Source organism: Streptomyces sp. DH10 (assembly GCF_029813805.1).
GTDB classification, from domain to species: Bacteria; Actinomycetota; Actinomycetes; order Streptomycetales; family Streptomycetaceae; genus Streptomyces; species Streptomyces coeruleofuscus.
This window is the reverse complement of record NZ_JARVKU010000005.1, coordinates 153,061-169,424: the sequence shown is the minus strand read 5'-3', so window position 1 is coordinate 169,424 and position 16,364 is coordinate 153,061. Positions and strand designations below refer to the sequence as shown.

The window sequence follows — 16,364 nt, the reverse complement described above, 5'->3', positions numbered from 1 at the left end:
GTTCAGCCTGAGCGTGGGCGATGCCCCCGTGCCGTCGGCCTCCCGGCCCCGGCTGGCGCCAATGGCAGCGGGCCGCGCCCCCGGTCACCCGGGAACGCGGCCCTCGAACTGCCGTGAAGCGCCTCGCCGGTCCGCTTAGTTGCGGATCAGGCTGCGCAGCACGTACTGCATGATGCCGCCGTTGCGGTAGTAGTCCGCCTCACCGGGGGTGTCGATGCGGACGACCGCGTCGAACTCGACGCCGGTGTCGGTGGTGACCTTCACCGTGCGCGGGGTGGTGCCCTCGTTGAGCTCGGTGACGCCGGAGAAGGAGAAGGCCTCCTCACCCGTCAGGCCGAGGGACTCGGCGGACTGACCCTCCGGGAACTGGAGCGGAAGGACGCCCATGCCGATGAGGTTCGAGCGGTGGATGCGCTCGTACGACTCGGCGATGACGGCCTTGACGCCGAGGAGCGCGGTGCCCTTGGCGGCCCAGTCGCGGGACGAGCCGGAGCCGTACTCCTTGCCGGCCAGGACGACCAGCGGGATGCCGGCGGCCTGGTAGTTCTGCGAGGCGTCGTAGATGAAGGAGACCGGGCCGCCGTCCTGCGTGAAGTCACGCGTGTAGCCGCCCTCGGTGCCCGGCGCGATCTGGTTGCGCAGGCGGATGTTGGCGAACGTGCCGCGGATCATGACCTCGTGGTTGCCTCGGCGGGAGCCGTAGGAGTTGAAGTCGCGACGCTCGACGCCGTGCTCGGTGAGGTACTTGCCGGCCGGGGTGTCGGCCTTGATCGCACCGGCCGGGGAGATGTGGTCGGTGGTGACCGAGTCGCCCAGCTTGGCCAGCACGCGGGCGCCGGAGATGTCGGAGACCGGGGTGGTCTCCATCGTCATGCCCTCGAAGTACGGGGGCTTGCGCACGTAGGTGGACTGCGGGTCCCACTCGAAGGTGTTGCCGGTCGGGATCGGCAGCGCCTGCCACTGGGCGTCGCCCGCGAAGACGTCCGAGTAGGACTTGGAGAACATGTCCTCGCCGATGGCGTTGGCGACGACCTCGTTCACCTCGGCCTCGGAGGGCCAGATGTCCTTCAGGAAGACCGGGTTGCCGTCCTGGTCGGTGCCCAGGGCGTCACGGGTGATGTCCACCTTCATGGAGCCGGCGAGCGCGTAGGCCACGACCAGCGGCGGGGACGCCAGGTAGTTCATCTTGACGTCGGGGTTGATACGGCCCTCGAAGTTCCGGTTTCCGGAGAGGACCGAGGTGACCGCGAGGTCGTGGTCGTTGACGGCCTTGGAGACCTCCTCCGGCAGCGGGCCGGAGTTGCCGATGCAGGTGGTGCAGCCGTAGCCGACGAGGTTGAAGCCGACCTTGTCGAGATACGGGGTCAGGCCCGCCTTCTCGAAGTAGTCGGTGACGACCTTGGAGCCCGGGGCGAGGGTGGTCTTGACCCACGGCTTGCGGGTCAGGCCCTTCTCCACCGCCTTCTTGGCCACCAGCGCGGCGGCGACCATGACGTACGGGTTGGAGGTGTTGGTGCAGGAGGTGATGGCCGCGACCGTCACGGCACCGTGGTCGATCTCGTAGGTCGATCCGTCGGGGGCGGTGACGGTGACGGGGTTCGACGGGACGGCGGCACCGGTGCCGTCGGCGTGCTGCGGGGCGCCGGCGCCGTTCTCCTGGTTGCCGTAGGCCGGGGCGTCGGAGGCCGGGAAGGACTCGTCGCTCGCCTCGTCGACCGGGGAGGCCGAGGCGGCGGCCTGCTGGGCGACGGGGGCGTCGACGTAGTTGAGGACGTCCTTCGCGAACTGCTGGGCGGCCTCGGCCAGGACGATGCGGTCCTGCGGGCGCTTCGGACCGGCGATGGAGGGGACGACCGTCGACAGGTCGAGCTCCAGCTTCTCGGAGAAGTCCGGCTCGGCCTTCGGGTCCAGCCAGAGGCCCTGCTCCTTGGCGTACGCCTCGACGAGCGCGAGCTGCTGCTCGGAGCGGCCGGTGAGCTTCAGGTACTTGATGGTCTCGTCGTCGATCGGGAAGATCGCGGCGGTGGAGCCGAACTCCGGCGACATGTTGCCGATGGTCGCGCGGTTGGCGAGCGAGGTGGCGGCGACGCCCTCGCCGTAGAACTCGACGAACTTGCCGACGACGCCGTGCTTGCGCAGCATCTCGGTGATCGTCAGCACCAGGTCGGTGGCGGTGGTGCCGGGCGTGAGCTCACCGGTGAGCTTGAAGCCGACGACGCGCGGGATGAGCATGGAGACCGGCTGGCCGAGCATGGCGGCCTCGGCCTCGATGCCGCCGACGCCCCAGCCCAGCACACCGAGGCCGTTGACCATGGTGGTGTGCGAGTCGGTGCCGACGAGCGTGTCGGGGTACGCCTGGCCACCTCGGACCATGACCGTACGGGCCAGGTGCTCGATGTTCACCTGGTGGACGATGCCGGTGCCGGGCGGGACGACCTTGAAGTCGTCGAAGGCGGTCTGGCCCCAGCGCAGGAACTGGTAGCGCTCCTTGTTGCGGCCGTACTCCAGCTCGACGTTCTGCGCGAAGGCCTCGTTGGTGCCGAACTTGTCGGCGATGACGGAGTGGTCGATGACCAGCTCGGCCGGGGAGAGGGGGTTGACCTTCGCCGGGTCGCCGCCCAGCTCCTTCACGGCCTCACGCATGGTCGCGAGGTCCACGACACAGGGAACGCCCGTGAAGTCCTGCATGATCACGCGGGCCGGCGTGAACTGGATCTCCTGCGACGGCTGGGCCTGTGAGTCCCAGCCGCCGAGGGCGCGGATGTGGTCGGCGGTGATGTTCGCGCCGTCCTCGGTGCGGAGGAGGTTCTCCAGCAGCACCTTCAGGCTGTAGGGGAGGCGCGCGGCGCCCTCGACCTTGTCCAGCCGGAAGATCTCGTACGACTCGTCGCCCACCTGCAGCGTGCTGCGGGCGTCGAAGCTGTTCGCCGACACGACAGTCTCCTTCATTGATGTGCGCGTACCACCACGATCCTGCCGCCACGGCCTCTCGACCGATCCGCTAAGGTAAGGCTAAGTTAGGTAACCCTTACCGTTGGACTCGTTGACGGCTTGCGTCTGCGGTGCTCCTCGGCAGATATCTCGATGTCGAGATAACTCTAGTACACCGGTCGCGGTTGGTCATGCCCCGGCGTCCGCCATGCGGTCATGCACGCCCTTCTCCGGGGTATCCGAACCAGGTATCCACGCCACGAACGGAGAGGAGACAGGCATGCCGCTCACGTTCCGCAAGAGTTTCCGGATCCTTCCGGGGGTGCGTCTGAACATCAACAAGCGCTCCTGGTCCATCACGACCGGCGGCGGCAAGAACGGCCCGCGCCACACGCGCAGCAGTACGGGACGTCATACGACATCGATGGATTTGCCCGGACCTTTCGGATGGCGGCGCACGCGCACGAGTCGCCGACCCTGAAGCCACCAGGGAGGATTGACTTCCCGTCACCCGAATGGCCCCCCTGGCGGGGAGCCATCTCATATCTGAGATAACCTCAACCGCATGGCAGACGACTACCTCGTACGCATCGGCAAGCTCATCCGTGACGCCCGGCAGCACCGGGGCTGGACTCAGTCGCAGCTGGCCGAGGCGCTCGGAACCAGCCAGAGTGCCGTGAACCGGATCGAGCGCGGCAACCAGAACATCAGCCTTGAGATGATCGCGCGCATCGGGGAGGCCCTCGACAGCGAGATCGTGTCCCTCGGCTACGCCGGTCCGATGCACCTGCGGGTCGTCGGCGGGCGCCGTCTCTCCGGCGCCATCGACGTCAAGACGAGCAAGAACGCGTGTGTCGCGCTGCTGTGCGCCTCACTGCTCAACCAGGGGCGCACAGTGCTGCGCCGCGTCGCCCGCATCGAGGAGGTGTACCGCCTCCTGGAGGTGCTGGGCTCGATCGGCGTGCGCACCCGGTGGATCAACGACGGTGTCGACCTGGAGATCGTGCCGTCGGCCGAACTGGACCTGGCGTCGATCGACGCGGACGCGGCCCGCCGCACCCGCTCCATCATCATGTTCCTCGGTCCGCTGCTGCACCGCATGGACCACTTCAAGCTGCCCTACGCCGGCGGCTGCGACCTCGGTACGCGCACCGTCGAGCCGCACATGATCGCGCTGCGCCGGTTCGGTCTCGACATCGCCGCCACCGAGGGCCAGTACCACGCGGTGGTCGACCGCTCGGTCCGCCCCGACCGCCCCATCGTGCTGACCGAGCGCGGCGACACGGTGACCGAGAACGCGCTGCTCGCCGCCGCCCGGCACGACGGCATCACCGTCATCCGCAACGCCTCCTCCAACTACATGGTCCAGGACCTCTGCTTCTTCCTGGAGGCCCTCGGCGTCAAGGTCGACGGCATCGGCACCACCACGCTCATCGTGCACGGCGTGCCGACCATCGACGTCGACGTGGACTACTCCCCCTCCGAGGACCCGGTCGAGGCGATGAGCCTGGTCGCGGCGGCCGTGGTCACCGAGTCGGAACTGACGGTGCGCCGCGTGCCGATCGAGTTCCTGGAGATCGAGCTGGCGGTACTGGAGGAGATGGGCCTCGACCACGACCGCACGCCCGAGTACTTCGCCGACAACGGCCGCACCCGGCTGGTGGACCTCACCGTCCGGCCCTCCAAGCTGGAGGCGCCGATCGACAAGATCCACCCCATGCCGTTCCCCGGCCTGAACATCGACAACGTCCCGTTCTTCGCGGCCATCGCGGCGGTCGCCCAGGGCAAGACCCTCATCCACGACTGGGTCTACGACAACCGCGCGATCTACCTGACCGACCTCAACCGCCTCGGCGGCCGCCTCCAGCTGCTCGATCCGCACCGCGTCCTGGTCGAGGGCCCGACCCGCTGGCGCGCCGCCGAGATGATGTGCCCGCCCGCCCTGCGCCCCGCCGTGGTCGTCCTCCTGGCGATGATGGCGGCCGAGGGCACGTCGGTGCTGCGCAACGTGTATGTCATCAACCGGGGTTACGAGGACCTGGCGGAGCGGCTGAACTCGATCGGGGCGCAGATCGAGATCTTCAGGGACATCTGAGCTGCGGGTGCCGCGCGCACCCGCACGGGGGACGACCGACTCGCCGGCCTCCAGGTCAGCTCCCTTTCGGTTCCGCCGTTGCGGCTGCCCGGGTCTGGTGGGGGTTCGCCAGTTGGAGACCGTGTCGTTCTCGGATGCGGCTTGCTGCTCGCAGCGCTGGGGGGCTTCGTGCGTGAGGCGGCGGGTCATGAGGTTGATGGCGGCGAGTTGGGTCATGGCGGCTGAGCGGTGGGGGTGGTTTCGTAGTCGCGGGCCAGGCGGCGGTGGTGCATGAGCCGAAAATGCCGTCGGGGAGCACTCACTTCTCCTCCTCGATACGGGCAAGTTCCAGGAGGTCCCGGCGTACGGCCGGCGGCTTCGCGGCGAAGAAGCAGCGCCAGGCCAGCGAGGCCAGCCAGGGCAGAGAAGCGCTGGCGACCGCCAGCCCGTACAGCCAGGGGGTGCCGGTGGTCGCGGCCGCGGTGACGAGGGCGGCCGAGGTTCCACCTGCGGCGGCCGTGGCTTGAAGTCTGCGTGTCTTTGTCATGCTTCGAGTCTCGGATCGGGCCGATGACCGGTCTAAGGCCTGCTGTGATGAACTCCTGATGTGCACGCGGCCGTTGGTCACCGGGAGAGCATTTGAACGCTCACCGAGAGGACACCGTCGCAGGCCGCAGGCCGGTATGGTGAGCAAATGACGCACGGGGTGTCGGACGAACCTGATGGCATCGAGGTCGAGATTCTCGGCTCTCCGAGGGTTCGTCGGGCCGATGGAACGTGGTTGGATCTGTCTCCGCAGCTCGGAGACCTACTGGTAGCCCTGGTGCTCGCCGGGCCCGAGGGCCGGTCGGCGGAGTGGTTGCGCAGGGAACTGTGGTCTCATCTCCCGACTGCCGACAAAAACCCCGTCGCGCAAGCCGTCATGAAGCTGAGACGGGGGCCAGTCCTGATCCCCAGACCGCGCGCCGGAGGCAACTACCGTCTCGAACTCCCGGCGTCCCGGATCGACGCGCTGGTCTTCCGCGATGGTGTGGCGGCTCTCGGAGCCGACACCTCGACTGCGCGGGTGGACGCCCTGCTGGGTCTGTGGCGGGGCAACCCATGGGAACGCGGCGCGGGATTACGTCCGAGTGCGTGGAGCGACATCCGTAACGCCCGCGATCGGCTTGTCGCACACGTACGTGCGCTGCCGGCCGGGCAGCGGGCCGAGTTGACGCGGTGGAATCGGTTCTGTGAGTTCTTCGCCTCGGAAGCCGGCGCCTGGCGTGAAGAGCATCCGGTCCGTGAACGGCCCCGCCGGAAGCACGTGCTCATCGTCGACGACATGATCGGTGACGCGCTGAAAGGAGCACTTGGCGGTGTCTACGACTGCACGGTCGTGTCCTCGCTGAGCGACTGGAAGGTGATGCTGGAGCGAAGTCACGCTCTGGACTTCGACTGCGCCCTGGTCGACCGCCACCTGCGCGAGAGCATGGACGACCAGAGCGGTGAGATCGTCCTGAACGACCTGCGCCGGCTGTGTCCCGGGCTGCCGACCGCGCTGATGTCCGCGGAACTGCCCTACGAGGACGCCGAGAGCGTGCAGAACAGACTGGGAGTCCGCACCGTCATCGCCAAGCACAACGACAAGGACGGTGCGATGGTCCCGCTCACCGTCCTGGTCGAGAGGCTCATCGGACCGTCCTGAGCCCAGCAGATCAGGCGGCCAGTGGAAGCAAGAGACGCAGATGGGCGCCGCCCAGGTCGGCAGACGGCTCCCTGAGCCGCTCCAGCCTGCCCCGGCATGCCTCCATGTTCCGCTCGGCGTGCACCAGCCCCTCACCGCCGGGCATCCGGTTGGCTCTCCGGATCCGGTCGAGAGCGGTGCGGTCGGCGTTGCCGAACCCCGGGCCACTGTCCTCGACGTCCACCACCAGGAAACGCTCGGTCGCCGTGTCCCTGCGTCCGACGGTGATCCGTACCAACCGCCGGGACGACTGGGCGGCGTCCATCGCCTGAGCCGCGTTGAGCACGAGGTCGTTCAAGGTGAGCTGGACCAGCAGGCGCCGGGCTGTCACCCCGCTCTCGCCGCCCGTGCGATCCACCACCTCGGTCTGGACCTGGCCGACGGCGCGCTGAGCGTCGGCCAGCGACTCGGCCAAGGCGAGCATGTCGAATGTCGTGGTGCGTACCGCGTGCTCCACGTCACCCTTCTCCATCGCGTTCAAGTCCTCGATCAGTTCTTCCTGAGCCGAGATCTGAGCCTGCAAAGCCCCGCGCTCGGCGGGGTCGGAGGCCTTGGCGAGTCGGCTCCGCAGTTGATCGAGTGCGTAGAGATGCCCCTTCTTGACGTGCTGGTGGGATCGTTCGGTGCGGCTGACGAGGAGCAGACGGGCCAGTTCCTCGGCCTGGTCGAGATTCTCGTGCAGCCGGCGCAGCGCCTTCACCGTGTCCGCGGCCGTCTCCTCGCCAGCGATCAGGGAGACCAGCCCCGTACCGGGCAGCACCACGTCCCCGCCGCTGCGCTCGACGAGCCCCTCGTTCTCGATGCGGGTCAGAGCGCCGTCGGCATCGATACGCTCCAGCGGCAGATTGCGCGGTCGTAACCGCTCTGCTTCGTATTCCTCCATCAAGAGCATCGTGAGGTCCTCCAGCTCCGCTTCGAGCTGCTCGGCACTCACCCGGTCGGTGCCGTGACGCGCCGCTCTGCCGAACAGCGCGCCGCAGACGACCTGAGCGGGAACGTCGTCCCGGAGCGGGGCGAACACCGCCCGACGCAGGACTCGGGCCACCTCGGGTGAGTTCCTGAGTGCGGACAGATCCTCATGGCCGAGGTCGCGCGGGCGTCGGGCGCTGCTCAGCTCACCGAGCAGCGCCTCCAGGGCAGCCGGCACCGCGGCGGTGTAGTAGAGGACCATGTCCGCGACCTCTGGAGCGGCGCGCAGCCCCAGCAGGTCCATCAGCCAGAGCAGCTCCGCCTTCGTCCCCGTCCCGTCGCCGAGGTCCTGGTCCGCCAGGGAGGCCACCCGGTCGAAGGGCAGTTGCGCGCACACATGCCGCAGCACGTTCATCCGGCGCCACTGGGTGGAGTGCACGCGGCCCTCGTCGCCCGGCTGCAGCAGACTGAACAGGAAGTGGGGTTCGACCACCGCGACACCTTGTGGCAGCTCACCCCGGTCGTCCGAGGTGGGCAGCCACAGGCACGGTCCCGGTCGGGGGCGAGGCGGCTCAGGGCCGATGTGCAGTGTGGTACGCCAGGACAGGGTCAGCCAGGGAAGCCGGGAGTCGACGAGACAGGACAGCTCGACGGTGAAACCACCGTCGCCCGTGGACTGCACCCGGTGGACGGTCGGCGCGTCCTGGACGAGATGGCCGAAGGCGTCGGCGAGCCGGCGGGCGCTTGCCTCGTCCAGCGCATCATGGGCTTCGTGCACAGCGTTGAGCAACACCCAGGCGTGCTCGTCCGAGGGTGCCGGCCGGTACTCGCTGAAGTCAGCGGGCGCGGCGGCGGCCCCCAGGAGCCACTTCACGACGTGGGCACTGGAATGCCGCCCGTACGGCCATCGGGACGGCCGGGACACACTGGCCGGCCCCGCCAGGCCCGGTTCGTATGCCGACTGTGCGGCGACGCGCTCGGCAAGATCGTATTCACCGCTGTCCAGGCAGGCGAGCGCGACGACGAGTTGTTCGGGATGCAGTTCTCCCGACCGCTTCTCGATGTGCCGTCGGCGCGCCGCGACCGCGCCGTCGAGTTCGGTCTCCCACTCGTCGAGTGCGCTGCTGGCCTCTTTACCGCTGTCGAGCGCGAGCAGGTTCCAGTAGTCCTCGTCGACGGAGAGGCCGAGTGCTCTGGCCCGGGTGGCCAGTCGGTGGACGCGTGGCTGCAGTTGGCTCCGGGTCGCGGCGGCCGCCCGGTCGATGCGGTCGGCCAGCTCCGCGCGTTGCTCTTCCGGCAGTTCGGTGCAGGCTCGCTCCAGCAGTGCCCGAGCCGTGCGGAAGTCCTCGGAGTCGATCAGTCGCTGCACGCCCCCGGCCGGGTCCGTGACGGGTGCCAGCAGTCCCCCGAGGACTGCGTCCGCGGCACCGGACGCGGTCAAGCCGGTGGCGGTCAGGCTCAGCGCGAACAGGTCCGGCTGTCGCCAGGCCGCCGGCCAGTCCATGATCATCGCGGTCAGCTCATCCGTCCGTTCGTCGCTCACCGCTCCCCCATTCCCTGATGTCCTGCATCGCGGTCAGCGCATGCTCCGTGAGGTGACGCTGGGGCGCCGGGTGGCCACCCACGTCGGTGTACAGCGCAGGCCAGACCTCGGCCAGCCGGATCGCGGTCGGGCGGGCCTCGGACACCAGATAGCCGGCGGCTCCGTGGCTGTTCGGGTGATGGAACGCCGCGACGGCCTCGGCGGCATGCTTCACCTGGCGCAGCCGCTCGAGGTAGCCCCGTCGTATGCCGCTGTGGAGGATGTTGTTCTTGTGCCCGGCCATCACCTCCGCAGTCGTGCGGTCGACGTGATCGGGCAGCTCCGCCACTTCGCTTCGCGCGGCCCAGCGGACGACTCCGGGCAGGTCCCGCGCCTCGACGGCAGTACGCAGTTCGCCGAAGAGTCCGTGGGCGTGGAAGAGATGCTCGTTGGTCTTCAGGCCCGCCTCGAAGCGGAAGTGCGTCGCCGCGGCCGTCACCAGCGTCTCGTCCAGCACGTCCCAGGCCTCGACGACCTTGCTGTCCCGGTGGCGGCGCAGCAGTTGCCGGCGTGCGATGACGGTCGGGCCGGGGTGCTCGACGATGCCCGGCGGGCAGTGCCCGGCGAGTTCGGCCAGTTCCACCCAGCACGGCCCCGGGTCCGACACGGTCGCGAGGAACTCGAGGGTCTCACGGACCCGGGCCGCCAGGTGTGGCGGTACCGCGGGTTGACCGGAGGCGCCTGCCCAGGCGAGCAGTGTCGCCGCGCCCAAGGCGATGAGCGCGGCCGCCTGGCCCGGTGGGGGTGTCTCCTGCAAGGCAGCGCTTTCCAGGGCGTCACCGATGTGAACCGTATGCGCCGCCGCGGCGGCAGCCGCGAGGGGAAGAGGCAGCGTGCCCTGTGGCAGGGCCCGGCGCAGGACCCACGCTTCGAAGAAGTGCCCTCGCGCCCAGAGGTCTTCCACCAGCCAGTCGGCCCAGGGCAGCAGATCACGGTCGACGGCATCGAGCCGCCCGCGCAGCGCGGCGGCCACCGTCACGCGGAGGAGTTCGTCCGGCGCCAGGGCCTCCCGCAGGTCGGCCAGGAGCACTGCGGGGTCGCCTTCACCGACTGCGGTCATGACCAATCGCGCCCGGCCTCCGGCATCCGGACACCGATCCAGCTCGCCCATCAGACGGTGCGAGCGCTGGCCCAGGCGGCTGAAGGGCGCCGGTCGCACGGCGGGGCGGTGAACAGCCGGGACATCGAGCAGCGCGGCTGCCTGCTGGGCACACTCCCCGCCGCTGATCCGCAGGCTCAGTTCGGCCGGCGGTCTGCGGCCCGGCTGCCCCCGGTACGAACCGTCATGGGAGAGGAAGTCGAAACTGCCCACGATGAGTTCGTCGTCCCAGACAAGGGCATGGGCCGCCGACTGTGTCTGGTGCACCTTGAACCGAGGGGCGGAGGCGCTCGTCTTCTCCAGCAGTTCCCGCGGGTCCGCGCCCTGGGAACGCACGTAGCGGTACAGCACGTCGACCCGGACACCGCTCTGGGCCCGATCCGCCAGAGCAGCCACGAGGGGCTGTCTGACGACGGTCGGGGCGATGATGTCGCTGGCAACGACCACCTGCCTCGACGTGGAACGCACGGCCTCCCACAGGGCGTCGCGATGGGCGGAGTCCTCGACCAAGGTGACGGACGGCAGTGCGCGTGCGGCCAGGTGCCGGCGCGTCTCCTGCGCGCAGGAGCGCCAGGCGAGCGCCCAGGCCCGCACGGCGGCGTCGGACGCCGCCGTGTCCTGTTCCAGGGGTGACGGCACCTCCGACCACGTCAGCCGCTGGGACGGCGGGACCCAGTCGTCCGCGGGGCGCGTGAAGTCGCGTTCCCGGAACAGCACCGAGGAAGCGGTCGCGCCGTCCGGCATGGCCCGGCGCACCCAGCGAAGGATGGCCTCGGCCGGCTGGCAGCCACCCGGCTCGGCGGCACGGATCAGAGCCCCGAGTTGACCGGTGTTGCGTTCCATACGGTTCAGGAACGCGTAACTGCCGACGAGTGCCGTGTGGTTGTCCGCCACCGCCATGTTGGCGTTGACGTTCGCGGGGCGGCGTGCCACGAGCACGGCCGACCCGTCGTGTTCACTGGCGTCGGCCGCGTATCGCAACTCCTCCAGGGCGTTCATCGCGCGGGGATCGATCTGTTCGGTATGTCCTCGACCCCAAAGCAGCACCAACTGCACGCCCTGCTCCACGGCTGCCCGTAGCGCGGGCAGCAGATCGGCCAGCCCTTCGGAGCGCACCGCAGACGCGACGAGGACCACCTGCCGCTCGGCGGCCGCGATCACTTGCAGGACGGCCGCCCGGTAGTCCGTGTGCGTCCGCACCAATTGGACCTCCGCCTCGCCGTCCTGGCGCGCACCGACCTGTGAGCGGGCGGTGCGCAGCGCCTCGACGAGGCTTTCGTGAAGGGTGCCCCGGGTGCCCGCCGGCGCAGTGAGAGCCTGGCTCGCGAGGGTCTCCAGTCGGGTGAGGGTGCGCTCCAGGGACGGCGGATCGGCCAGCCGGGTCTCCAGACTGGCTTTCAGCTTCTTGGAGAAGCGGTGATCGGGACGCCGCTCCAGGAACTCGGTCAGCAATCTGCCGATCCGCTCACAGTGGGCGAGGCTGCGGCGTGAGTCCTGTGCCACGCTCACCCGGAGGACCTCGCTCTCCGGGTCCTGTCGCACCGTGATATCCACGGGGAACCACATGGTGCGCTTGGATCCGGCGAGCTTGCCGGCGGGCAGCAGCCGCGCCTCCAGCACACGCAGATTCCTTCCCCTCGGCCGGTCGGAGGGGTCGGACACCTCCCGCTCCCGGACGCGTTCGGCGAGCTGCTCCCGCACGGCGCGGACCAGGTCGCTTCCGGTGATGTCGTCGGCCGTGGCCGCGAACATGGGGTGCGCGGGAACCGTCAGGTCACGGTCGGGCGGGTGGCTGTAACCGGAACGGCCGGTCAGGTGACCGCTGACGCGGTCCAGCCACACGTCCACGGTCTCCAGCGTGAACTCGGCACCCACCAGCTCGTCCTGCCTGCCCTCGGCGTAGGCGTCGAGCACGAGCGGTGTCGGGGCCACTTCCGCGCCGTACATGTCGAGCGTGACGTAGTCGCGCCGCCAGAGGTCGAACACGAGTTGCAAGGTCATGCGGTTGCCGAGCTCGAACAGCCCCGAGAGCCTGCTCAGGCTCACGCCGGGACGTCCACGATCAGTGCGCTGCTGCTCGGTCCACAGCTCGACGATGCCGCGCAGCACGGTGGACTCGATCCTGGACAGCGTCTCGCCGTAACCCAGCTGGACGCGTGCCGGGACCGCCTCGTACGGCAGGAAGATCCGCAGGGCCGGCATCAGAGCACCCCCGGCCGAGACGCGGGGACGATCTTGCCGTAGCGCTCCACCAGCGTGCACACGTCGGCCCACATGGGGCCGCCGTTGTGGCGGAAGTGCTCGAAGGAGCCCACGAGGATCAAGTGCTCGCGGGCCCGGGAGAACAGGACGTTGACGAGTTCGGGTTCATGCAGATGGCCGATGCTGCGCCAGGGCTGTTCGGCAGGTCCGCGTTGCTGGTCGCGGACCAGGGAGACGATGACGACGTTGGCTTCCCTCCCCTGGAAGGCGTGGATGGTGGACGAGTAAGGCCGTATGTCGCCCCAGGAGTTGAACAGGTCGAGTTGCCGACGGTAAGGCGTCAGGACGGCCACCGGGTGGTCGCCGTAGCCGTCGCTGCCGGGCACCGGGCGGGGCCGGAGCGACCGCAGCAGGGACCTGACGACCTGCACCTCGCCCGGATTGCTCCACGCGGGTTCGTCCGCGCAGTCGGGCACCTTACCGGTGTCCAGCCAGAGAACGGCCTGGGAGTCTGGACGGTGCAGGACGGGGGTGTCGTCCCGTCCGGTCGCGAGCAAGCCCGCCGCGTTGACATCGACGTGTCCGTCCTCGCCGGTGCCGTCGACGGCGTAGAAGGCCCGGCTGACGATCTCGCTGATGGCCGGACGCATGCGGTACTGGGTGCGAAGCGTATGCCGGGGCGGCTTTTTGACCGGCCGGACCGGGTCGTCGGTGAAGAGGTGACCGAACATGCCGAAGACGTTGAGGTACGCGGCTTTCCGTTCACCGTGCAGCCTCAGGTCCGGGTCCTCCGACCGCGCGCAGACGTCGAGGAAGTCGAGCACCTCGCGGCGACGGTGCGCGGGCAACTGCCGGTGATCGCCGATCAGTGACCAGCGGGTGCCCCGGACCATGGGAATCGCCAGCTCCGTGGGCCACGCCTTGGCGGCTTCCTCGATGACGACCCAGTTGAACAGATCCGTGTCCGCGGCCTGGGCCAAGGCGCCGGGCGTGGCCGACGAGCAGGTGGCGAAGACCAGGTTGGCGGCGCGTTGCAGGCGGTCGATCAGCTCGGGCAGGCTGTCCTGCACGACCTCACGCCAGGTGGCGAGCAGGTTCTTCTCCCCGTCGCGGCTGTGCGGCTCGTTCAACTTCTCGGAGGTACGGCTGACGATCTCCTGCTGGGTGCGCTCGGCCAGGTGATGGATCAGGAAGGGCTTCACCAGCCCGTCCACCTTGTCCTCACGGCGAATACTGCTGGCCCGTACGGCGATCACATCGGAGGTGGCCTGGGCGAGCGGGGTATCACCGGACAGCAGTCCCAGTTTGCGCAGAAGCCGTTCAGCGATGTTGTCCAGGGCGAAGTTGGACTGGGTGGAGACGAGTACCCGGTCACCGGGCTCCTGCTCCAGGTAGCGCACGACGGCTCTTGAGGTGACTTCCGTCTTGCCTGTCCCCGGCGGTCCCTGAAGGGCGAACAGAGGCTCCACGTCACTGAGCGCCTCGACGACTCGCTCGGCGTTGCTGCCCTTGTCCAACGAGACCGAGACCGCGGCATCGGGTCGGGCCAGTTGCTGGACCAGGACCCTGTTCTCCAGCAACTCCCAGCGAGCTTGTTCCTGCCGGTCGAGCGCCATCCACGAGCCGAAATCGTCGGCGAGAACCAGCCATCCCTTCTCCGGGATGCCCTCGGCACGCCGGCCGGCCGCCAGCGCGACGGTGTCGCTGTGGGCGTCGACGCAGTCGCCCACGAACGAGGGAGTACGGGCCGGGTGGCCCTTGTCGTCGGCATGGACCGAAACCGACACGGTGCCGTCCTCGTTGCTGGCCCCGGCGAAGAAGTCACCCATGGAAGGCCGCAGACTGGGCGTGTTGGCGAAGGCGGTGGCCATGGCGGAGCCGTGCCGCCAGACGCGGTCGCGTTCCTCGTCGAAGCGCACCACGACCGTTCCTCGCTGGTCCGACGGCTCCACGAGGACGTATGGGTAGCGCCGGGACTCCAGCTCGCTCCGCTGGAACTGCAGCAGCCAGTCGAAAGCCTGGCCGTACTCCCGCTCCGCCTTGGTTTTCGGCGCGAACTGTTCGACCGCCTGCAACAACGGCTCCCACGAAGGGCTGTCCCGGAGCTGGGCCTGCATTTCCCTCACGTGAATGTCCGAGGCCGTGATCCGGATCCGGGCGGGGATGAAGCGCCACTTCTTCGCCCTCTTCACCGCGGCCAGCAGGTTGCGGCCACGCGCGCTGTCCAGTTGCAGCGCGAAGGTCAGCAGCAGGCCGCGGGGGTCCGGGACGCCCGACTGGCGACCCGCCCGTACGGGTTCGTAGGGCCGGCAGAACCAAGCGATGTCCCGGCCGAGGAGCAGGCGGTCCGCTGCGCGCAGCTTGTCCGCGTCGGCGCCCGGCACGAACGGCAGCGCCCCGTCGGTGAGGTGCAGGAGCCGGGCATCCTTGAGGTCGCCCAGTATGAACTCGGTGGTCTCCAGGCGTCCCTCGTCGGACGCCGGGTCAAGGTCGATCAGTTCCCACTTCAGCAGGGTCTTACGGCATTCGTCAGGCATGAAGACGAGCAGGTACTCCTCGTCGGGCCGCTCCTCGCGTGTGGCCGTCACCACCTCGTAGTGGTCGCTGAGCCGTCCGACGACATCCGTCGCGGTCGGCCGTCCGGTGGGTTTGTCCCAGTCGATCATGTCGCGCAGGAGAGTGGCGAGAGGGCCGGGAAGGCCCCGTAAGCCGGCGGCGAGGTGCTCGTTGACGCGACGTGCGGCGGTGAGCAGGCGATCAAGGTCGGGAGCCGACTCGGGCCCCTCCGTCATGGCTGCCTCTGCCTCGGCCAGCAGATCACCGGGGAGGGGACCGGTCATCCACTCGGCGACGACCATGCCCAGGCTGTAGATGTCGGAGCGGAAGTCCTCCAGGCGGGCCCCCTCCTCGAGGAGGAAGCGGATGCGCTCGGGGGAGAAATAGACCAGGGCGTCACTGCCCTGGGCCACGATGAGCCGACGTGCATGTGCCGCCCGCTCCTGGGCGTCCAGCAGGAACGACCGGAGCAGGTTCGACACCAGGCCGCTCATCTCGAACCGGCTCAGCACCATCTGGTCCTGACCGTCGACCTTGGCCCGGCTGATGGTGCCCGGCCAGATATTGCGGTGCACGACGCGCATGTCGTGCAGCACCGACAGGGCGTCGGCGAGGGACAGGAACTGGGCGACCGCCTCGCGCCGGTCGGCGCGCAGCTCCTCGATCTCGTCGGCCAGCCCCGGCCGCATACCGAACTCGGTGTCGGTGTCGTCGAACAACTGCTGCCCGGCTCGCGTGATCACGTAGGCGCAGCCGCGGATGCCGAAACGCCTGGTCGCGGACTCCTCGATGAAACCACCGCTCTCCAGTCCGGGCAGCGCCGGATGCTGGAGGGCCGCGACCCGCCGCAGCACGGTGAGCTCCTGCTTCCACAGGTCTTCACCGAGTCCGGACACCCCCAGGTAGAACTGCACGGTGACGGGGGTTCTGGTCGTCCGGTCGGCCAAGTCGTAGCGGTAGAGCGAACCCGGCAGGAGTTCGGTTCCGTGAGCCTGGGTGCCGCCGCCCGGGATGCGAAAGGATCCGTAGGCAGTGGAGTCGGAGCCACAGAACAGCGCCGTGACAAGCGCATCCATCTGCCCCAGCGACATCGGCCCCTCCCGTAGCGCGACGGACTCGGTACGTTATCTGATTGCCCGTCGGGAGATGCCCGTATCTGCGAAGTCCGTTCTCTCCTCTCGGCTGGGACCAGAACCGAACCGGGGCGACTGCGCACGCGTCTCGATACGAAGGAGACGCGTGCGCGACGGACCACATCCGCGCGCGTCCGACGCACCGCTGTTCT

The 16,364-nt window shown here is 69.0% G+C and carries 8 protein-coding genes; 3 read left to right on the top strand and 5 right to left on the bottom strand.

Features of this window, described 5'->3' with window-relative positions; genetic code table 11:
* Window positions 1–135: 135 nt before the first annotated feature.
* Window positions 136–2,934: an aconitate hydratase gene (locus QC385_RS12565; protein ID WP_279541379.1), complete on the bottom strand. Its 2,799-nt coding sequence runs from the start codon at window positions 2,932–2,934 to the stop codon at window positions 136–138.
* A 277-nt stretch (window positions 2,935–3,211) separates the two neighbouring features.
* On the opposite strand from QC385_RS12565, the gene QC385_RS12560 reads away from it, so the two are divergent.
* Window positions 3,212–3,412 (top strand): DUF4236 domain-containing protein, encoded by a 201-nt coding sequence (locus QC385_RS12560; protein ID WP_279541378.1) that lies wholly within the window; start codon window positions 3,212–3,214, stop codon window positions 3,410–3,412.
* Between the two features lie 84 nt (window positions 3,413–3,496).
* A complete protein-coding gene (locus QC385_RS12555) occupies window positions 3,497–5,026 on the top strand; it encodes a helix-turn-helix domain-containing protein (RefSeq protein ID WP_279541377.1) in 1,530 nt (509 codons plus the stop codon).
* A gap of 298 nt (window positions 5,027–5,324) precedes the next feature.
* Here QC385_RS12555 and QC385_RS12550 read toward each other — a convergent pair whose 3' ends face one another.
* The gene (locus QC385_RS12550; protein WP_279541376.1) at window positions 5,325–5,552 is read right to left on the bottom strand and encodes a hypothetical protein; all 228 of its coding nucleotides are present in this window, start codon (window positions 5,550–5,552) and stop codon (window positions 5,325–5,327) included.
* A 375-nt stretch (window positions 5,553–5,927) separates the two neighbouring features.
* On the opposite strand from QC385_RS12550, the gene QC385_RS12545 reads away from it, so the two are divergent.
* Window positions 5,928–6,692 (top strand): hypothetical protein, encoded by a 765-nt coding sequence (locus QC385_RS12545; protein WP_279541375.1) that lies wholly within the window; start codon window positions 5,928–5,930, stop codon window positions 6,690–6,692.
* Between the two features lie 10 nt (window positions 6,693–6,702).
* On the opposite strand, the gene QC385_RS12540 is transcribed toward QC385_RS12545, so the two are convergent.
* The 3 genes from QC385_RS12540 to QC385_RS12530 are packed head-to-tail and all read right to left on the bottom strand — an operon-like array spanning window position 6,703 to window position 16,155.
* On the bottom strand, window positions 6,703–9,183 hold the full coding sequence (locus QC385_RS12540; RefSeq protein WP_279541374.1) for a hypothetical protein: 2,481 nt from the start codon (window positions 9,181–9,183) through the stop codon (window positions 6,703–6,705).
* The gene (locus tag QC385_RS12535; protein WP_279541373.1) at window positions 9,161–12,523 is read right to left on the bottom strand and encodes a hypothetical protein; all 3,363 of its coding nucleotides are present in this window, start codon (window positions 12,521–12,523) and stop codon (window positions 9,161–9,163) included. The genes QC385_RS12540 and QC385_RS12535 overlap by 23 nt, the downstream gene beginning before the upstream one ends.
* Window positions 12,523–16,155, bottom strand: a complete 3,633-nt coding sequence (locus QC385_RS12530) for an AAA domain-containing protein (protein WP_279541372.1) — start codon at window positions 16,153–16,155, stop codon at window positions 12,523–12,525. The genes QC385_RS12535 and QC385_RS12530 overlap by 1 nt, the downstream gene beginning before the upstream one ends.
* Window positions 16,156–16,364: the final 209 nt, after the last annotated feature.